General features: G+C 62.5%; 19 protein-coding genes. 17 read left to right on the top strand and 2 right to left on the bottom strand.

Features of this window, described 5'->3' with window-relative positions:
• Positions 1-73: 73 nt before the first annotated feature.
• The gene (gene gyrA / locus FJW10_RS00700; RefSeq protein WP_140897647.1) at positions 74-2,860 is read left to right on the top strand and encodes a DNA gyrase subunit A; all 2,787 of its coding nucleotides are present in this window, start codon (positions 74-76) and stop codon (positions 2,858-2,860) included.
• Between the two features lie 48 nt (positions 2,861-2,908).
• On the opposite strand, the gene FJW10_RS00695 is transcribed toward gyrA, so the two are convergent.
• The gene (locus tag FJW10_RS00695; protein WP_095765297.1) at positions 2,909-3,061 is read right to left on the bottom strand and encodes a hypothetical protein; all 153 of its coding nucleotides are present in this window, start codon (positions 3,059-3,061) and stop codon (positions 2,909-2,911) included.
• A gap of 191 nt (positions 3,062-3,252) precedes the next feature.
• Between FJW10_RS00695 and coaD the strand changes: the two genes are divergently transcribed.
• From coaD to FJW10_RS00655, 8 genes are all read left to right on the top strand, one after another.
• Positions 3,253-3,753, top strand: a complete 501-nt coding sequence (gene coaD / locus FJW10_RS00690; RefSeq protein ID WP_140830145.1) for a pantetheine-phosphate adenylyltransferase — start codon at positions 3,253-3,255, stop codon at positions 3,751-3,753.
• A gap of 78 nt (positions 3,754-3,831) precedes the next feature.
• A complete protein-coding gene (locus FJW10_RS00685; protein ID WP_246672319.1) occupies positions 3,832-4,362 on the top strand; it encodes a peptidylprolyl isomerase in 531 nt (176 codons plus the stop codon).
• Between the two features lie 30 nt (positions 4,363-4,392).
• Positions 4,393-4,905, top strand: a complete 513-nt coding sequence (locus FJW10_RS00680; RefSeq protein WP_140653014.1) for a peptidylprolyl isomerase — start codon at positions 4,393-4,395, stop codon at positions 4,903-4,905.
• Positions 4,906-4,915: 10 nt separating this feature from the next.
• Positions 4,916-5,365 carry a DMT family transporter gene (locus FJW10_RS00675; RefSeq protein WP_140830141.1) on the top strand — a complete coding sequence of 150 codons (450 nt, stop codon included), beginning with the start codon at positions 4,916-4,918 and terminating at the stop codon, positions 5,363-5,365.
• Positions 5,365-6,453, top strand: a complete 1,089-nt coding sequence (queA, locus tag FJW10_RS00670; RefSeq protein WP_140897645.1) for a tRNA preQ1(34) S-adenosylmethionine ribosyltransferase-isomerase QueA — start codon at positions 5,365-5,367, stop codon at positions 6,451-6,453. Before FJW10_RS00675 ends, queA begins: the two co-directional genes overlap by 1 nt.
• The gene (locus tag FJW10_RS00665; RefSeq protein WP_140830137.1) at positions 6,443-6,712 is read left to right on the top strand and encodes a hypothetical protein; all 270 of its coding nucleotides are present in this window, start codon (positions 6,443-6,445) and stop codon (positions 6,710-6,712) included. The genes queA and FJW10_RS00665 overlap by 11 nt, the downstream gene beginning before the upstream one ends.
• Positions 6,705-7,835: a tRNA guanosine(34) transglycosylase Tgt gene (gene tgt, locus FJW10_RS00660; protein ID WP_140897643.1), complete on the top strand. Its 1,131-nt coding sequence runs from the start codon at positions 6,705-6,707 to the stop codon at positions 7,833-7,835. Before FJW10_RS00665 ends, tgt begins: the two co-directional genes overlap by 8 nt.
• Positions 7,836-8,039: 204 nt before the next feature.
• Positions 8,040-9,386, top strand: coding sequence for a hypothetical protein (locus FJW10_RS00655; RefSeq protein WP_140897641.1), 1,347 nt, complete (start codon positions 8,040-8,042; stop codon positions 9,384-9,386).
• A 19-nt stretch (positions 9,387-9,405) separates the two neighbouring features.
• Here FJW10_RS00655 and FJW10_RS00650 read toward each other — a convergent pair whose 3' ends face one another.
• Entirely contained in the window at positions 9,406-9,825 is a 420-nt protein-coding gene (locus FJW10_RS00650) for a DUF4864 domain-containing protein (protein WP_140897639.1), read from the bottom strand.
• Positions 9,826-10,041: 216 nt separating this feature from the next.
• Between FJW10_RS00650 and FJW10_RS00645 the strand changes: the two genes are divergently transcribed.
• The 8 genes from FJW10_RS00645 (at position 10,042) to glpD (ending at position 18,568) form a co-directional block, all read left to right on the top strand.
• The gene (locus FJW10_RS00645) at positions 10,042-10,278 is read left to right on the top strand and encodes an Lrp/AsnC family transcriptional regulator (protein WP_040995065.1); all 237 of its coding nucleotides are present in this window, start codon (positions 10,042-10,044) and stop codon (positions 10,276-10,278) included.
• A 166-nt stretch (positions 10,279-10,444) separates the two neighbouring features.
• Positions 10,445-11,857, top strand: a complete 1,413-nt coding sequence (locus tag FJW10_RS00640) for a circularly permuted type 2 ATP-grasp protein (protein ID WP_181177361.1) — start codon at positions 10,445-10,447, stop codon at positions 11,855-11,857.
• A gap of 130 nt (positions 11,858-11,987) precedes the next feature.
• A complete protein-coding gene (locus FJW10_RS00635; protein ID WP_140830129.1) occupies positions 11,988-12,929 on the top strand; it encodes an alpha-E domain-containing protein in 942 nt (313 codons plus the stop codon).
• A gap of 21 nt (positions 12,930-12,950) precedes the next feature.
• The gene (locus FJW10_RS00630; RefSeq protein ID WP_140897637.1) at positions 12,951-13,745 is read left to right on the top strand and encodes a transglutaminase family protein; all 795 of its coding nucleotides are present in this window, start codon (positions 12,951-12,953) and stop codon (positions 13,743-13,745) included.
• A 32-nt stretch (positions 13,746-13,777) separates the two neighbouring features.
• Positions 13,778-14,509 (top strand): peptidase, encoded by a 732-nt coding sequence (locus FJW10_RS00625; RefSeq protein ID WP_140897635.1) that lies wholly within the window; start codon positions 13,778-13,780, stop codon positions 14,507-14,509.
• Positions 14,510-14,608: 99 nt separating this feature from the next.
• A complete protein-coding gene (locus tag FJW10_RS00620; RefSeq protein ID WP_140897633.1) occupies positions 14,609-16,021 on the top strand; it encodes a pyridoxal-dependent decarboxylase in 1,413 nt (470 codons plus the stop codon).
• A 126-nt stretch (positions 16,022-16,147) separates the two neighbouring features.
• A complete protein-coding gene (locus tag FJW10_RS00615; protein ID WP_140897631.1) occupies positions 16,148-16,915 on the top strand; it encodes a DeoR/GlpR family DNA-binding transcription regulator in 768 nt (255 codons plus the stop codon).
• A gap of 126 nt (positions 16,916-17,041) precedes the next feature.
• Positions 17,042-18,568, top strand: coding sequence for a glycerol-3-phosphate dehydrogenase (gene glpD, locus FJW10_RS00610; RefSeq protein ID WP_140830125.1), 1,527 nt, complete (start codon positions 17,042-17,044; stop codon positions 18,566-18,568).
• Positions 18,569-18,591 lie beyond the last annotated feature (23 nt).

The raw sequence follows: 18,591 nt of genomic DNA, 5'->3' as shown, positions 1-18,591 counted from the left end.
CGGCCGACATTGGAGTTTCGGCAAGGCTTCCTATATAAGCATGCAGTGATTCCCGACTGGATTGTGACCTGATTTGACCGACCAGAAGACACCGCGCGGGCCGGACGGCGGCCCCACCGGCATCGAGCCGATTTCGATCATCGAGGAGATGCAGCGCTCCTATCTCGATTACGCCATGAGCGTGATCGTCAGCCGCGCGCTGCCCGACGTGCGCGACGGCCTGAAGCCGGTGCATCGCCGCATCCTCTATGCCTCGCATGAGAGCGGCTACCACTGGAATCGCAAATATGTGAAGTCGGCCCGCCCGGTCGCCGACGTGATGGGTAAATACCATCCGCATGGCGACGCTTCGATCTATGATGCTTTGGTGCGCATGGCGCAGGACTGGTCGCTGCGCGTGCCGCTGATCGACGGTCAGGGCAATTTCGGCTCGATCGACGGCGATCCGCCGGCGGCGATGCGCTACACCGAGTCCAGGCTCACCAAGGTCGCGCATGAACTGTTGGAGGACATCGACAAGGAAACCGTCGATTTCCAGGATACTTACGATGCGTCCGGCAGCGAGCCCAAGGTGCTGCCGGCGCGTTTCCCGAACCTTCTGGTCAACGGCTCCGGCGGCATCGCCGTCGGCATGGCCACCAACATTCCACCGCACAATCTCGTCGAAGTCTGCAACGGCGCCATCGCTCTCATCGACAATCCGGCGATCGATCTGACGGCGCTGATGGAGATCGTGCCCGGTCCGGATTTCCCGACCGGCGGCATCGTGCTTGGCCGTTCGGGCATCTACAACGCCTATTCGACGGGCCGCGGCTCGATCGTCATGCGCGGTCGCGTCGAGATCGAGCAGCGCGGCAATGACCGCGAATCCATCGTGGTCACCGAGATTCCTTATCAGGTGAACAAGGCCTCGATGATCGAGAAGATGGCCGAGTTGGTGCGCGACAAGCGCATCGAGGGCATTTCCGACATCCGCGACGAGAGTGACCGCCAGGGCTACCGCGTCGTCGTGGAGTTGAAGCGCGACGCCGTGGCCGACGTCGTCCTCAACCAGCTCTACCGCTTCACGCCGCTGCAGACCTCGTTCGGCGCCAATATGGTGGCGCTCAACGGCGGCAAGCCGGAAGTGCTGACGCTGATCGACATGCTGAAGGCCTTTGTCGGCTTCCGCGAGGAAGTCGTCAGCCGCCGCACCAAATACCTGCTGCGGAAAGCGCGCGAGCGGGCGCATGTGTTGGTCGGCCTGGCGATCGCCGTGGCCAATATCGACGAGGTGATCAAGCTGATCCGCACCGCGCCGGATCCGCAGACGGCGCGCGAGCAGTTGATGGAGCGGCGCTGGCCGTCACACGACGTCGCTCCGCTGATCCAGCTGATCGACGATCCGCGCCACCGCATCAACGAGGACGGAACCTATAATCTGTCCGAGGAACAGGCGCGCGCCATCCTTGATCTGCGCCTGCAGCGCCTGACGGCGCTCGGCCGCGACGAGATCGCCGACGAATTGAACCAGATCGGCGCTGAAATCGTTGATTTCCTTGATATTTTGTCGTCGCGCGCGCGCATCCAGCAGATCGTCAAGGATGAGTTGATCGCGGTCCGTGACGAGTTCGGCACACCGCGCCGCACCGAGCTGACCGACGGCGGTTCGGATATGGAAGACGAGGACCTGATACAGCGCGAGGACATGGTCGTCACCGTCAGCCATTCCGGCTACATCAAGCGCGTGCCGCTCTCGCTCTACCGGGCGCAGCGCCGCGGCGGCAAGGGCCGCTCCGGCATGTCGACCAAGGAAGAGGATTTCGTCACCCGCCTGTTCGTCGCCAACACGCACACGCCGGTGCTGTTCTTCTCCTCGCGCGGCATCGTCTACAAGGAGAAGGTCTGGCGGCTGCCGATCGGCAACCCGCAATCGCGCGGCAAGGCGCTGATCAACATGCTGCCGCTCGAGCAGGGCGAGCGTATCACGACGATCATGCCGCTGCCGGAGGACGAAACCAGTTGGGGCGAGCTCGACGTTATGTTCGCGACCACGCGCGGCACCGTGCGCCGCAACAAGCTGTCCGACTTCGTCCAGGTCAACCGCAACGGCAAGATCGCCATGAAGCTGGAGGAAGAGGGCGACGAGATCCTCGGCGTCGAGACCTGCACCGACAATGACGATGTGCTTCTGACGGCGAATTCCGGCCAGTGCATCCGTTTCCCGGTCTCCGATGTGCGTGTCTTCCAGAGCCGCAATTCCGTCGGCGTGCGCGGCATAACCATGGCCGAGACGGACCGCATCATCTCGATGTCGATCATCGAGAATGTCGATGCGTCACCCGCCGAGCGCGCCGCCTATCTGAAGCGTGCCGCGGCCGAGCGCCGGCTTGCCGCCGGCGGCGCGGCCGAGGAGGAAGAGATTGCGCTCACCAATGAGGAAATCGGCGAGGAAGCCGAGCTTTCCGAAGAGCGCTACGAGTTCCTCAAGGCGCATGAAAAACTTGTGCTGACGGTGACCGAGTATGGCTACGGCAAGCGCTCGTCTTCCTACGATTTCCGGCTGACGGGCCGTGGCGGCAAAGGCATCCGCGCCACCGATGTGTCGAAGGTAGCTGAGATCGGGCGCCTGGTCGCGACCTTCCCGGTCGGCAATGACGATCAGATCATGCTGGTTTCGGACGGCGGCACTGTCATTCGCGTGCCGGTCAACGGCATACGCTTCGCCAGCCGGGCCACCAAAGGCGTGACGATCTTCAACACGGCCGAAGACGAGAAGGTCGTGTCGGTGGAGCGGATTTCGGAGCCGCAGGGCGACGATGAGGTCGAGGAGGTGTCTTCGAGCGAGACCGGCGCGGACGATATGAGCGGAAGCGAATAAGCTTCACCCGGCTTAACCGGCCCTTTGGCCGGCCCGGTCATGGAGGGATCAATGGCGGCGGTAAACGTTGCGATGGGCGAAACCATCGAGCCGCTTGGTGTTGGCCTTGACGCGTACCCGCGCTGCTTCCTGATGCAACCCGAATGCGGTGGCGATGAGCATCACAATAGTCATTGCAGTGGCGAGCATGTAGATCAGCATTTGCGTGTTCTCCTGCACTTACAACGATGAGATGGGGATTTGGTTTCATCCCTTGAAGCGGCAACTTAGTGAACGCTGCGTGAAACGTTCGTGATCGTCGCATTCATCTGTCGTTCATCGGCGCGAAAAGGTTCACGGCCGGGCAATCGATGGGATTTGCCTTTGTTCGAGAGGCTCGCTAGAAGCCTGCCATGACCGAACGCACCGCCCTTTATGCCGGCTCCTTCGACCCGCTGACCAACGGCCATCTCGATGTGCTGAAAGCGTCGCTGGCGGTGGCCGATACCGTGTACGCGGCGATTGGCATTCATCCGGGCAAGAAGCCGTTGTTTTCCTTCGAGGAACGCGTTGAGTTGATCGAGGCGGCAACCAAGGCCGAGTTCGGCCGCGACGGCGGTCGCATCAAGGTCGTTTCCTTCGACGGACTGGTTATCGAGGCGGCCCGAAAGCACGGCGCCTCGATCATGATCCGGGGGCTGCGCGACGGCACCGATCTCGATTACGAAATGCAGATGGCGGGCATGAACGAGACGATGGCGCCGGAGTTGCAGACGGTTTTTCTGCCCGCCAGCCCGTCCGTGCGCACCATTACCGCCACACTTGTGCGCCAGATTGCGTCGATGGGCGGCGACATCCATCCTTTCGTGCCAGCGGCCGTCGCCGGCGCGCTCACCGCCAAGTTCACCAAATAGGCTTTCCCGGAGATTCCTATGCAGCTGAAGAAGCTCGCTTCGTTCCTCGTCGTGCTTGCCGGCCTTTTCGCGGCATCCATGCCGGCCGTCGCCGCCGACAAGGAAAACACCATGATCATCACGCTGAAGGACGGCGATGTGACCATCGCGTTGCGTCCCGACCTGGCGCCCAAGCATGTCGCGCAGATCAAGAAGCTGGTGCGCGACGGCGCCTATGACAACGTCGCCTTCCATCGCGTCATCGACGGCTTCATGGCGCAGACCGGCGATGTCAAATTCGGCAATATGAAGAAGGGCTTCAACCCCGAAGCCGTCGGAACCGGCGGTTCCGATCTTCCCGACCTGCCGGCCGAGTTCTCGCAGAGCGAGCAGTTCACGCGCGGCGTGATCGGCATGGCCCGCTCGCAGGATCCGAATTCGGCGAACTCGCAATTCTTCATCATGTTCGCGCCGGCGCCGAACCTCGACGGCCAGTACACCATCGTCGGCAAGGTCGTCGGCGGCATGGACCTCGTCGACAAGATCAAGAAGGGCGACGAGGCCGACAACGGAACGGTCACCGACCCCGACCGCATGATCAAGGTTCGCATCGCCGCCGACGGCAAATAACCCCCTCATTTTCAAAAGGATTTTTGTGACATGGCTGAGATCAAGGACCGCGAGAACGCGCTCATCCTGGAAACGACCAAGGGACAGGTTGTCATCGAAATGTATCCTGAATTGGCGCCCGGCCACGTTGCCCGCATCAAGGAGCTGGCGCGCGAAGGCGCCTATGACGGCGTGGTGTTTCACCGCGTCATCGACGGCTTCATGGCGCAGACCGGCGACGTCAAGTTCGGCAATTCGAGCAAGCCCACCTATGCGCCGTCGCGCGCGGGCATGGGCGGCTCCGACAAGCCGGACCTGAAGGCCGAATTCTCCAACGCCAATCACGGACGCGGCGCCTGCTCGATGGCCAGAGCCCAGAACCCGAATTCGGCGAATTCGCAGTTCTTCATCTGCTTCGACGATGCCGCCTTCCTCAACCGCCAGTACACGGTGTGGGGCCAGGTCATCGAAGGCATGGAGAATGTCGACAAGATCAAGCGCGGCGAGCCTGTGCAGGATCCCGACAAGATCGTCTCGCTCAAAGTCGCGGCAGACGTCAAGTAAGGGCGGAACGATGATGGGCGCTGTCTGGTCCCTGCTCGGCATCCTGTCCGGCGCCTTCATCGCCATCCAGGCGCCGATCAATTCGCAATTGGCGCGCGGCCTCGGCCTTCCGGTGGCCGCCGCGGCGTTCTCCTTCCTGTCCGGCGCCATCGTGCTTGGCATCATCTCCATCTCGGTGGTGAAGCTGCAGGGCATCGAGCTCGACTGGAAGGCGCCGGCTCCATGGCTGTTCGTCGCCGGCGGTATGCTCGGCGGCTTCTATGTGACGCTGTCGACGATCCTCACGCCACGTATCGGCGCCGCGGCGCTGATGGCCTTCCTGGTCGCCGGCCAGCTGATCGCCGGCATGCTGATCGACCGTGCCGGCTTCCTCGGCGTGGCGGTGCGCGAAATCTCGCTTGGCCGCGTCGCCGGCGCCGTGCTCTTGCTTGCCGGGGCGCTGCTCATCCGGCTCTACTGATGCGCGTCGACCTGTTCGACTTCGACCTGCCGGAAGAGCGCATCGCGCTTCGCCCGGCTGAGCCGCGTGACAGCGCCAGGCTTCTGGTCGTCAAAACGGGCGAGACGCCGCAAGACCGCCTTGTCGGCGAATTGCCGTCACTGCTGCGTGAAGGCGACGTGCTGGTGTTCAACGACACCAAGGTCATCCCGGCGCAGCTCAGGGGCATGCGCAAGCGCGACGAGGCGGTGGCGCAGGTCGAGGCGACGCTGCATATGCGGGTGGCGCCGGACCGCTGGCAGGCCTTCATGCGGCCGGGCAAGCGCATCGCCGCGGGCGACCGGATCCATTTCGGCCATGACGGTAATTCCTGCTTCCTCGGCCAGCTCGACGCCACGGTGCTCGAAAAGGGCGAGGCGGGCGAGGCGCTGCTCGGTTTCGACGTTTCCGGGCCGTTCCTCGACGAGGCGCTGCACGCCGTCGGCCATATTCCGCTGCCGCCCTATATCGCCTCGAAGCGCGACGACGACGAGCGCGACCGCGCCGACTACCAGACCATCTATGCCCGGGAAGAGGGCGCGGTCGCTGCCCCCACCGCCGGCCTGCATTTCACGCCGGAGCTGTTTACCGCGCTGGACGCCAAGGGCATCGAGCGCCGCTTCGTCACGCTGCATGTCGGCGCCGGCACCTTCCTGCCGGTGAAAGCGGACGACACGGCCGATCACAAGATGCATGCCGAGACCGGCTCGGTGAGCCCGGAAACGGCGGCGGCGCTCAACGCGGCCAAGGCACGGGGAGGGCGGATCGTCTGCGTCGGCACGACATCGTTGCGGCTTTTGGAAAGTGCTGCCCGCAGCGACGGCAGAATCGAGCCCTGGTCCGGGACTACCGACATCTTCATCACACCCGGCTATCGCTTCCGTACGGCCGACATGCTGATGACCAATTTCCATCTGCCGCGCTCGACGCTGTTCATGCTGGTCTCGGCCTTCAGCGGGCTGGAGACGATGCGCTCGGCCTATGCGCATGCCATCGAGAACCGTTACAGGTTCTACTCCTACGGCGATGCCAGCCTGCTTTTCCGAGCGGAGACGAGCGATGGACGATGATCTCGACGGCATGGACCGCGATGTCCTGATCGCGGAAGTGAAGAAGCTGCGCGCCGGCATCCGCGCGCATCGCGACACGACCGGGCATGATCTGTGCTGGCATCACCCCGACCTCTGGGACCTTTTGCCGGAAAGGACCGAGCCGTCGATCGCCGTGCCGCCATGGCCGAAATTCATGCGCGGCTGCATCCGCTACCGGCAGTCGCTCGACGAGCAGGCGCCCGGCGCGCCGGTGCACGACAAGGAATTCAATGGCTGAGACTTTTTCCTTCAAGGTGCTTGCCGGCGACGGCAAGGCCAGGCGCGGCCTGGTCTCGATGCCGCGCGGCGAGATCCGCACACCGGCCTTCATGCCGGTCGGCACCGGCGGCACGGTCAAGGCCATGTATATGGACCAGGTGCGTGGCGTCGGCGCCGACATCATCCTGGGCAACACCTACCATCTGATGCTGCGCCCCGGCGCCGAGCGTGTGGCCCGGCTCGGCGGCCTGCATGAGTTCGCCCGCTGGCCATATCCGATCCTGACCGACAGCGGCGGCTTCCAGGTGATGTCGCTGTCGAAGCTCCGGAAGCTGACCGAACAGGGCGTCACCTTCCGCTCGCATATCGACGGCGCGCCTTACGAAATGTCGCCGGAACGGTCGATCGAGATCCAGGGACTGCTCGATTCCGATATCCAGATGCAGCTCGACGAATGCACCGCACTTCCGGCCAAGCCGAAGGAGATCGAGCGCGCGATGGAATTGTCGCTGCGCTGGGCCGAGCGCTGCAAGACGGCGTTCGGCGACCAGCCGGGCAAGGCGATGTTCGGTATCGTCCAGGGCGGCGACAGCGCGGCCTTGCGCGTGCGCTCCGCTCAGGCGCTGAAGGCGATGGACCTGAAAGGCTATGCCGTCGGCGGGCTGGCGGTCGGCGAGCCGCAGCAAGTGATGCTGGAGATGCTCGACATCACCTGCCCGGAACTGCCGGCCGACAGACCGCGCTACCTGATGGGCGTCGGCACGCCGGACGATATCCTGAAATCGGTGTCGCGCGGCATCGACATGTTCGACTGCGTGATGCCGACGCGTGCCGGCCGGCACGGCCTTGCCTACACGCGCCGCGGCAAGGTCAATCTCAGGAACGCCCGTCATGCCGACGATCCGCGACCGCTCGACGAAGAAAGCGACTGCCCGGCCGCGCGCGATTATTCGCGCGCCTACCTGCATCACCTGGTGCGCTCGCAGGAAGCGCTCGGCGCCATGCTGCTCACCTGGAACAACCTGTCCTATTATCAGAGGCTGATGCAGGACATCCGGGCGGCCATCGAGGCGCAGGCTTTTGAAGCGCGCGCCGCCGAGATCACCGAAGGCTGGGCGAGGGGCGATATCCCGGTCCTTTGATCCGAGAAGCCGTCGGAAAACTTTTCATAAATCAGATGAAGAGTAAGTATCCCTTGCCATATCGAGGCAAAGGGCGGCACGACTTTGGTAAAAATAGACGCGTCGATCGTTGACGATAATGTAGCAATGGCTAATGTTGACCGGCCTGGATCGGCGGCGACCCGGCGATGGAGCCACAGTCTATTACTTGTAATTTCGGGGCTCGTGCTTACCGGCCTGACCTTGCGTCTGCTCGGCGCGCGCGGCGATCTCTGGCATGACGAGATCTGGAGCATAACGCTGCTGAGGCCCCTGACGTCGGTCGACCAGATATTCTGGCGCATAAACCACGACAACAATCACTTCCTCAACTCGATATATCAGTATGTCGTCGGCCCCGATGCCGCGCCACTCGTCCAGCGCGGCCTGTCGATAACGCTGGGTGCATGCACCGTCATCGTGGCCGCGGCGATATCGCGGGGACGCTGGGCCATGGTTGCGTCGGGGTTCCTGTTCGCAGTGAGCTACCCGATGGTTCACTACGGCTCGGAGGCGCGTGGCTATGCCGGCCTGGTGCTGTTCACACTCGTTGCCGTGGCTCTTCTGGAGCGTTGGTTCGACAAGCGTGGTCTCTACGGCGCCGCCTTTGCCGTCGCAATTCTGCTTGGCTTCCTTTCCCATCTGACGATGACCGAAACGGTAGCGGTGCTCGCGGCCTGGACGATGTGGCTAAGCTGGCGACGCAGCCGCAGCCTGATTGTCGTCAACCGGGAGGTTATCCAGGCCTTCCTGCCTGCTTTCCTTGCCGTGCTTCCGCTCGCCACGGCAATACTGGTGGGCGCGCGATTGTTCAGCTTCAATGTCGGCGGGTTTTCGTCTTTCTCGCTTGAGAGGTTCGCCGCCGGCTATGGTGGAATGATCCGCTATCTTTTCGGCCTGCCGGACTGGATCGGCGACTGGACATGCGTCGCGATCGTTTGCGTCCTGGTTCTGGCATATGCAGGCGTCTCGCGCGATCGCCGGGCCAGTCTCTATGCCATCGGCATCGTCGGGCTGCCCGCATTGATGGCGGTGGCGCATCTGCCGAATGTTGAATTCCCGCGCTATTTCATCGTCAGCGGAGCCTTGTTGCTGCTTTGGGCCGGAGACATGATCGGACGCGGCTTCGACGCCGGCGGTACGAGAAGGCTTTGTGCCGCCGGGATGCTCATGCTTGTAGCGGGCGGCAACGCGGCGTTGCTGGTCCGTTTCTATGAGCATGGGCGCGGTTCCTATTCCGACATGGTGGGCGAGATGACAAAGAGCGGCGCCGCCACATATGCCACCAACGCTGATTTCCGCACCGGCATGGTGGTCGATTATTTCGCCATGCGCATGGGCCGCCAGGCATCGCTCGTCACCCAGGACAAGATTTGTGCCGGGCGCGCGGAGTGGCTCATTCTCGAAGGCGATCCCCAAAAGCAGCCCGAGCGCGTGGATTTCGATTGCGCGCTTGCCTACGAACGAGCCGCAGCCTCGACCTTCTGGGGCCTCTCCGGCCTGGGCTGGACACTGTATAGCCGCCGGGATTGAGCGATCATGCCAAGCGGGCTCAGGTGCTGACCGAAGTCGAGGCCCGCAGGCTGCAGCCGGTGATCTTGAAGCTGCCGTCCGCCTGCTGCTGCAGCGTATAGACCGCTTCATAATCCTTGCCGTCGGGCCCGACGATCAGCACCTGCTGGACGATCGAACCCGGCCCGGTCTGCTCGACCTTGCCGAAGGAATAGGACCGCGGCTTGCGCACCGGCGCGTAGCCGTTCGTCACCATGTTCATGAAGGTATCCACGGTCGGAAAGATCTGTTTCACGTTCGGCGCGGCGAAGCTGTAGGCCGTGGCGCCGTCATCGGCGATGAAGGCTTTCAACTGGCTGTCGATGACTGCCTGCGCGGTCTTGATCTCGTCATCGCCGGCAAAGGCAAGCGAGGCTATCCACATCGGAACAAGAGCTAGTGCGAACAATACGCGGCGCATGGCCTGCCTCCCGGAACTCGTTTGGCGAATGCAATCTAACATACGCGCTTCGATGCCCGGCGGTTTCATCCCTTCGCAAGATTTCGCCCTTTCGACGCCGGAGCGCCCTGCTTGGGCGGTCGTTAAGAACGGCGCGCGCCGGCTGATGCTTGAAAGCCGGGCGGCAGTCTGCCACAAGGGCCGCTTAATCGTGAAGCAGGCTGGCAGGACCGGGCAATGAAGGCATTTTTCGTGCAGATCAAGTGCGACCTGGGCAAGTCCTATGAGGTCGCCAGCGCGCTTGCCGATGCCGAGATCGCCTCCGAAATCTACTCGACCGCCGGCAATTACGACCTGCTCGCCAAATTCTATATCGACGACGAGGAAGACGTTGGCCACTTCGTCAACGAGCGGGTGCAGATTCTGCCTGGAATCAAGGACACCTTCACGATCGTGACCTTCCGGGCGTTTTGACGGACTGGCGATGCCCCGCCGGGAAGCAGCAACTGATCCGGCCTTGCCGTTCATGCCTTAAATTTAGGCAATTCGCATAGAGCGGCCGCCATCGCGTCTTAAATCACCGATTGCGCTTGATTTTCTCCGGCGAGGCCAGTGAAATGGTCCAGAGGGGAGTACGTGATTGGCAGCGTTCGACGAAATGCTTCCGGAAGTCTCCGGATTGAGAAGACCTTATGAGGCTTACGATCGCTGGCTGAAGGAGCAGGACCCAGCCAGGCTTACCCAGAAAATGCAGGACGCCGAGCGCGTCTTCCGCAAGACCGGCATCACCTTTGCCGTCTATGGCGAGCAGGAAGCTTCCGAGCGGCTGATCCCTTTCGACATCGTCCCGCGCATCCTCTCCGGCCAGGAATGGCGCCGGCTGACGCAAGGCATCGAGCAGCGCGTGCAGGCGCTGAACGCCTTTCTCGACGACATCTACCATCGCCAGGAGATTTTGCGCGCCGGGCGCGTGCCGAGGGAGCTTGTCGCGAAGAATGAGGCCTTCCTGCCTGAGATGATCGGGGTGAGGCCGCCGGCGGGCGTCTATACCCACATCATCGGCGTCGATATCGTCCGCATCTCGGAGAACGAGTTCTATGTGCTGGAGGACAATGCCCGCACGCCGTCCGGCGTCTCCTACATGCTGGAGAACCGCGAGACGATGATGCAGCTCTTTCCGGAGCTGTTCCAGAAGATCAAGGTCCGGCCGGTCGAGAACTATCCGCAGCTTTTGCGCCAGTCGCTCGCCGCGGTGCGGCCGCAAAGCAGCAAGGGCGCGCCGACCATCGCGGTGCTGACACCTGGCTCCTACAACTCGGCCTATTTCGAACACGCCTTCCTCGCCGACCAGATGGGCGTGCAACTCGTCGAAGGGCAGGATCTGCGCGTCGTCGACGGCCATGTGGCGATGCGCACGACCGAGGGCTACAAGCAGATCGACGTGCTCTACCGGCGCGTCGACGACAACTTCCTCGATCCGCTGACCTTCCGGCCGGATTCCGCGCTCGGCGTGCCCGGCATCATGGATGTCTACCGCGCCGGCAACATCACCATCGCCAACGCGCCGGGAACCGGCATCGCCGACGACAAGGCGATCTATTCCTACATGCCGGAGATCGTCGAGTTCTACACCGGCCGCAAGGCGATCCTCGGCAACATCCCGACCTGGCGCTGTTCGGAGCCGGACAGCCTCAAATATGTGCTCGAGCGCATCGGCGAGCTCGTCATCAAGGAAGTGCACGGCTCCGGCGGCTACGGCATGCTGGTCGGCCCGGCGGCGACCAAGAAGGAATGCCAGGAGTTTGCCAAGAAGCTGCAGGCGAAGCCCTCGAACTACATAGCCCAGCCGACCTTGGCGCTGTCGACCTGCCCGATCCTGACGGAGAAGGGCCTGTCGCCGCGCCATGTCGATCTCAGGCCTTATGTGCTGGTGTCCGACCGCATCCAGATCGTGCCGGGCGGCTTGACGCGTGTCGCGCTGAAGCAAGGCTCATTGGTGGTGAACTCTTCGCAAGGCGGCGGCACGAAAGACACTTGGGTGCTGGATGATTGAGATGAGTGAGCAGTGAGTAGTGAATAGTCAGTAGTCAGTAGGGGAAAGAGCAATGCCACATTCGGTCGAAGTTCGAAAATTCACTACTCACTACTCACTACTCACTATTCGCTAACCCGAAGGGCCTGACATGCTTCTCGGCCGCACCGCAAACGGTCTCTACTGGATGAACCGCTATATCGAGCGGGCCGAAAACATGGCGCGCCTGGTCGACGCGGGATTGCGCATGGCGCTGACGCGCACGCAGAGCGCTTCGGAGGAATGGAACTCGGTGCTGCTCAGCGCCGGCTCGGACATCACCTTCAGCCGGAAGTACCAGGACTACACCGCGGCCAACGTCTCCGACTTCCTGCTGCGCGACACGTCGAACCCGTCAAGCACGATGTCGTCGATCGAGACGGCGCGCAACAATGCCCGCATGGTGCGCACGGCGCTGACGCGCGAGACCTGGGAAAGCATCAACGAAGCCTGGATGTCGCTGAAGCGCATGCTGGCGAGGCCGATCGACGAACGCGACCTGCCGACGGTGCTCGATGCCATCAAGCGCGAGACGGCGCTGATCCGCGGTTCGTTCTACGGCACGATGCTGCGCAACGAGATTTTCGATTTCTCGCAACTCGGCACCTATGTCGAGCGCGCCGACAACACGGCGCGCATCCTCGACGTGAAATATTATGTGCTGTTGCCTTCGCTGTCCTGGGTCGGCTCGACGCTGGACAACTATCAATGGGAGTCGATCCTGCGCTCGGTGTCGGCGCACCGCTCCTATCGCTGGGTTTACGAAGCCGATTACAAGCCGACGAACATCGCCGACTATCTGATCCTCAACGTGCGCATGCCGCGCTCGTTGACCTTCTGCTACCGCTTCCTCGGCGAGCATCTGAAATTCCTCGCCGACGACTATGGCGAGCACCATGCCTGCCATGCCACGGCCGAGAAGATCCAGGCATTGCTCAAGAGAGGGTCGATCAAGGACATATTCGACCACGGCTTGCACGAGTTCCTGGCAGAGTTCATTCGCGACAACACCAGGCTGGGCGACGAGATCGCCCAGGACTACCGGTTCTATTGAGCACAGCCGAGGGCGAGCGCTATGCGGCTCAAGATCACCCATCGCACCGAGTACCGCTACGATCAGCCGGTGCAGTATCTGCTGCAGCGGCTGCGCCTGCTGCCTTCCAGCGGGCGTACGCAGACCGTCGACTCTTGGGCGATCAAGGTCGAGGGCGCTCGCGAGGAGGTGCGCTTCACCGACCATTTCGGCAACGACACGCGGCTGGTGAGCGCCGAGAGCGGCCAGAACTCGATCACCGTCGAGGCCGCCGGAGATGTGACCACACATGATACGGCGGGCGTGACGGGCCCACATCAGGGCTTTGCGCCGCTCTGGCTGTTCGCACAGCAGACGCAGCTCACCACTGCCGGCGAGCGCATCCGCGAATTGGCCGGCGCGGTCGGACAGGGCATCGAGATCGAGCGACTGCACCGGCTGATGGGCGCTATCGGCGAACGCGTCGCCTACAGGCCGGGCACCACCAGCGTCGTGACGCCGGCGGAGGAGGCGCTCGCGTTGAAATCGGGCGTCTGCCAGGACCATAGCCATATCTTCATCGCCGCGGCGGGCGCGCTTGGTTTTCCCGCCCGCTATATCAGCGGCTACCTGATGATGGATGCTGCCGTCGAGCAGGCGGCAAGCCATGCCTGGGCCGAGGCCTATGTCGTCGGGCTCGGATGGGTTGCCTTCGACCCGGCGAACGGTATCTCTCCCGACGAACGCTATGTGCGGGTGGCGACGGGACGCGACTATCGCGATGCCTCGCCGGTGTCGGGGATATTGCTGGGGCAGGCGCAAGAGAAGCTTGCCGTGACCGTCACGGTAGAGCAGTAATCTGCGCCGGAATCGTTAGCAGAAGAGCGACCATGACCTATTGCGTCGGCCTCAAGATCGATCGCGGGCTCGTGTTCATGTCGGACACGCGCACCAATGCCGGCATGGATTCGATATCGACCTTCAAGAAGATGCATATGTGGGAAAAACCCGGCGAGCGCCTCATCGTGCTGATGTCGGCGGGCAACCTTGCCACGACGCAGGCCGTCGTCAGCCTGCTCGACGAGCGCAACAAGGCGGTCGGCGACCGCCATGGGAAGCTGCTCGAGACGCCGTCCATGTACCAGACGGTGCGGCTGGTCGGCGATACGGTCAAGGAAGCGATCGCGCATGCGTCGCCCGACGGTGAGAAGGCGGACTCCTATTTCAATGCTTCCTTCATCCTCGGCGGCCAGATCAAGGGCAGCCCACCCAGGCTGTTCATGATCTATCCGGAAGGTAATTTCATCGAATCGACCGACGACACGCCCTTCTTCCAGATCGGCGAGACGAAATACGGCAAGCCGATCATCATCCGAGCCTATGACCGGACAATGAGCCTGGCGGAGACGGTGAAGCTGCTGCTGGTATCCTTCGACTCGACGCTGAAATCCAACCTTTCGGTCGGGCTGCCGCTCGATCTTCTGTTCATGGAACAGGATGCGTTCAAGGTGGGGCTGAACCGGCGGATCGGCCATGACGATCCTTACTACCGCACCATTTCGGATGGCTGGTCCAACGCGCTGAAATTGGCCTTTTCAAACCTGCCGGATTTTCCGGGGTAGGGCCCTGCGATCCAGCCGTTGCCTCAATATATTTAACATGTTAATCAAAAGTTGAGAGCGGTTCGGTTAGCCGACATGGGCGGCAGCTGGGAGGAAATTATGGACAATGAGGAATTCCGCGACTGGTCGAGGCGGGCAGCCGATTGGGGCTCCGATTACCGCGCCGGCCTACGCGATCGTCCGGTGCGGCCGGCGATCGCGCCGGGCGAGGTTTTCAGGAGCATCGAGGTTTCGCCGCCCGAAATGCCCGAGCCGATGGACAAGATCTTCGCCGATTTCGAAGAAAAGATCGTGCCGGGCATGACGCATTGGCAGCACCCGCGTTTCTTCGCCTATTTCCCGGCCAATGCGGCGCCGGTGTCGGTCGTGGCGGAATATCTGGTCTCGGCGATGGCTGCGCAGTGCATGCTGTGGCAGACCTCGCCGGCGGCGACCGAGCTCGAGACGCGCATCGTCGACTGGATGCGCCAGGCACTCGGCCTGCCCGAGGGCTTTTCCGGCGTCATCCAGGATTCGGCCTCGTCGGCGACGCTTGCGGCGGTGCTGACAATGCGCGAGCGCGCACTCGACTGGGAGGGCAACAAAAAGGGGCTGGCCGGGCAGGCAAAGCTTCGCGTCTACTCCTCCGACCAGGTCCATACCTCGATCGACCGCGCGATATGGGTCTCCGGCATCGGCGAGGAAAACCTCGTCCGCATCCCGGTCGGCGGACGTTTTCGCGCCATGGACACGGCGGCGCTCGAAGCGGCGATCGTCGCCGATCGCGAAGCGGGGTTGCTGCCGGCCGGCATCATCGCCTGCGTCGGCGGCACCAGCACCGGCGGAACCGACGACATCGCGGCGGTGGCCGCGGTCGCGAAGCGGCACGGGCTTTACCTGCATGTCGACGCCGCCTGGGCCGGATCGGCGATGATCTGCCAGGAATACCGGCATTTCTGGACCGGCATCGAGGGCGCCGATTCCGTCGTCTTCAATCCGCATAAGTGGCTGGGGGCGCAGTTCGACTGCTCGATCCAGTTCGTACGTCAGCCGGAAGACCTGGTGCGCACGCTGGCGATCAAGCCGGACTATCTGAAGACCCGAGGCCATGACGGCATCATCAACTATTCGGAATGGTCGGTGCCGCTCGGGCGCCGTTTCCGGGCGCTCAAGCTCTGGTTCCTGCTGCGTGCCCACGGTCTCGAAGGGTTGCGCAACATGATAAGAAACCATGTCGCCTGGAGCGAAGGGCTTGCCGCGCGGCTGGCCAGGGAGGCGGATTTCGAGCTCAGCAGCGAGCCGATGCTGTCGCTTTTCTCGTTCCGGCATCGCGCGGCACCAGGCATCGATCCGGACGAGCACAATCTTCGCCTCGTCGATGCCATCAACACCGATGGCCGCATTTACCTGACGCAAACGCGGGTCGATGGGCGTGTGGGGATCCGCTTTCAGGCGGGGCAATTCGAGTCGACGGCAGCCGATGTCGACGCGGCGTTCGACGTCATAATCGAGATTGCGCGGCGTCCATCCTGAGGCGGCAGGCGTGTTCCGCACTGGGTTTGCTTTTTGCAACCGGGTGATTTTCGTTAGCCGGCTCATCCCTTTTCTTCGCTTTCGTTTTCCGATATAGACGAAAAAAACGAAAATGGAGGACGCGCGATGTTTCTTTCGCCACGCCATGCCGAGATCATCCAGATGGCGAAAGACCATGGTCGGGTGCTGGTCGACGACCTTGCGACGCATTTCAATGTGACACCGCAGACCATCCGCAAGGACCTCAACGATCTGTGCGATCAGCGGCTGCTCACCCGCATCCATGGCGGGGCGCTGTTCCCGTCCGGCATCGAGAACATGGAGTACGAGGCACGGCGCAAGATTGCCGCCGACGAGAAGGAGGCGATCGGCAGCGCGGCGTCGCGGCTGATTCCCGACAATGCCTCGTTGTTCATCAATATCGGCACCACCACCGAGGCCGTAAGCAAGGCGCTGCTCGACCATAACGGGCTTATGGTCATCACCAATAACATCAACGTTGCCAATAGGATGCGCATCTATCCCACGATCGAGGTTGTGATCGCCGGCGGCGTGGTGCGCGGTTCCGACGGCGGCATCGTCGGCGAGGCGGCCGTCGATTTCATCCGTCAGTTCAAGGTCGATTACGCCGTCATCGGCGCCTCGGCGATCGACCATGATGGCGCTCTGCTCGACTTCGATTTCCGCGAGGTGAAGGTTGCGCAGGCCATCATCGCCAATGCCCGCCACGTTATTCTGGTCTCCGACCGGACGAAATTCGAGCGCACGGCGCCGGTTCGGATCGGCCATCTTTCGCAGGTGAATACCTTCATCACCGATCGTTGTGAAATCCCGTCGATCCGCAAGATTTGCGAGGAGACCGAGGTCCGGCTTATCGAGACGGCGCTCGAATAGCCGCATATCACGGCCGGCTCACGCATCTGCGATATTTCGTTTGACATTCGGTTTGAGTTCGAAATAATTCCGCTGCGGTTTCGTAAAACACAAAAATGGTGCAATGCGAAATCGTTGGAGGATTTTTTGGACGCATCTCCGATCCATGACATTTTCGTCATCGGCGGCGGCATTAATGGCTGCGGCATAGCCCGCGACGCCGTTGGTCGTGGGTTTTCGGTATACCTCGCCGAGATGAACGATCTCGCCAGCGGAACCTCGTCGGGCTCGACCAAGCTCATCCATGGCGGCCTTCGCTACCTCGAATTCTACGAATTCCGGCTGGTGCGCGAAGCGCTGATGGAGCGCGAGGTTCTGTGGAAGAACGCGCCGCACATCATCTGGCCGATGCGCTTCGTTCTGCCTTATGCCAAAGGCCTCAGGCCCGCTTGGCTGATCCGGCTGGGATTGTTCCTTTACGATCATATCGGCGGGCGCAAGCTGTTGCCGGCGACGAAGACGCTGGACATGACGCGCGACCCGGCAGGCAAGCCGCTCAAGCCATTGTTCCGCAAGGCTTTCGAATATTCGGACGGTTGGGTCAACGACGCGCGCCTGGTGGCGCTGAACGCCCGCGACGCGGCAGACCGGGGCGCCATTGTCCGCACCCGCACCAAGGTCGTCAGCGCGCGGCGCGACGGTGCGCTTTGGACCCTAAAAGTGCAGAATGTGCTTACCGGTGAAATCGAAGAGGTTCGCGCGCGGCTTCTCGTCAACGCCGCCGGCCCCTGGGTCGACCACGTGCTCTCGACCGCCGTCGGCCAGAACGACGTCCACAATGTCCGCCTCGTGCAGGGCAGCCACATCGTCATCCATAGGAAGTTCGACGATCCGCGCGCCTATTTCTTCCAGAACAAGGATGGCCGCATCATCTTCGCCATCCCTTACGAGGAAGAATTCACGCTGATCGGCACCACCGACCGCGATTATCCGGGCGATCCGCACGACGTGAAGATTTCCGACACCGAGATCGACTATCTGTGCGCCGCGGCAAGCGAATATTTCGCGCAGCCGGTGAAGCGTTCCGACATCGTCTGGACCTATTCGGCGGTGCGCCCGCTCTATGACGACGGCGCCTCCAAGGCGCAGGAGGCGACGCGCGACTATGTGCTGAAGGCCGAGGGCGGGGAGGGCGCAGCGCCCTTGCTCAACGCTTTCGGCGGCAAGATCACGACCTTCCGCCGGCTGGCGGAATCGATGCTTGAGAAGATCGAAGGTTTTCTCGGCAAGCGCGGCAAGCCTTGGACGCATGACGCGCCGCTGCCCGGCGGCGATTTCGCCGCGACCGGCTTCGATGCCCAGGTCGCCAGGCTGAAGAACGCCTATCCGTTCCTCGACCAGCGGCTGGCGCGCCGGTTTACGCGGCTCTACGGCACGCGCGCGGAGAAATTGCTAGGGCTCGCCAAGTCGAATGCCGATCTCGGCCGCAATTTCGGCGCCGACCTTTTCGAGGCCGAGGTGCGCTATCTTGCCGAAAACGAATGGGCGGTCACCGCCGAGGACGTGCTGTGGCGCCGCACCAAGCGCGGCCTGCATTTCAGCCGCGAGCAGACGGCGGCGCTGGAAGAATTCATGCGCGGACTGAGCAACCGTCACGTCGCGGCGGCGGAATGAGGATCGACCGCTGATGCGCAAGG

Source organism: Mesorhizobium sp. B4-1-1, assembly GCF_006439375.1.
Classification (GTDB): domain Bacteria; phylum Pseudomonadota; class Alphaproteobacteria; order Rhizobiales; family Rhizobiaceae; genus Mesorhizobium.
The sequence above is the reverse complement of the archived record's forward strand: the minus strand, read 5'-3'. Positions and strand labels throughout refer to the sequence as shown.

Excerpts from the sequence above, each read along its gene's own strand:
- FJW10_RS00695 (WP_095765297.1), bottom strand. The coding sequence starts at position 3,061 with ATGCTGATCTACATGCTCGCCACTGCAATGACTATTGTGATGCTCATC.
- coaD (WP_140830145.1), top strand. The coding sequence starts at position 3,253 with ATGACCGAACGCACCGCCCTTTATGCCGGCTCCTTCGACCCGCTGACC.
- FJW10_RS00685 (WP_246672319.1), top strand. The coding sequence starts at position 3,832 with ATGCCGGCCGTCGCCGCCGACAAGGAAAACACCATGATCATCACGCTG.
- FJW10_RS00680 (WP_140653014.1), top strand. The coding sequence starts at position 4,393 with ATGGCTGAGATCAAGGACCGCGAGAACGCGCTCATCCTGGAAACGACC.
- FJW10_RS00675 (WP_140830141.1), top strand. The coding sequence starts at position 4,916 with ATGATGGGCGCTGTCTGGTCCCTGCTCGGCATCCTGTCCGGCGCCTTC.
- queA (WP_140897645.1), top strand. The coding sequence starts at position 5,365 with ATGCGCGTCGACCTGTTCGACTTCGACCTGCCGGAAGAGCGCATCGCG.
- FJW10_RS00665 (WP_140830137.1), top strand. The coding sequence starts at position 6,443 with ATGGACGATGATCTCGACGGCATGGACCGCGATGTCCTGATCGCGGAA.
- tgt (WP_140897643.1), top strand. The coding sequence starts at position 6,705 with ATGGCTGAGACTTTTTCCTTCAAGGTGCTTGCCGGCGACGGCAAGGCC.
- FJW10_RS00650 (WP_140897639.1), bottom strand. The coding sequence starts at position 9,825 with ATGCGCCGCGTATTGTTCGCACTAGCTCTTGTTCCGATGTGGATAGCC.
- FJW10_RS00645 (WP_040995065.1), top strand. The coding sequence starts at position 10,042 with ATGAAGGCATTTTTCGTGCAGATCAAGTGCGACCTGGGCAAGTCCTAT.
- FJW10_RS00635 (WP_140830129.1), top strand. The coding sequence starts at position 11,988 with ATGCTTCTCGGCCGCACCGCAAACGGTCTCTACTGGATGAACCGCTAT.
- FJW10_RS00630 (WP_140897637.1), top strand. The coding sequence starts at position 12,951 with ATGCGGCTCAAGATCACCCATCGCACCGAGTACCGCTACGATCAGCCG.
- FJW10_RS00625 (WP_140897635.1), top strand. The coding sequence starts at position 13,778 with ATGACCTATTGCGTCGGCCTCAAGATCGATCGCGGGCTCGTGTTCATG.
- FJW10_RS00620 (WP_140897633.1), top strand. The coding sequence starts at position 14,609 with ATGGACAATGAGGAATTCCGCGACTGGTCGAGGCGGGCAGCCGATTGG.
- FJW10_RS00615 (WP_140897631.1), top strand. The coding sequence starts at position 16,148 with ATGTTTCTTTCGCCACGCCATGCCGAGATCATCCAGATGGCGAAAGAC.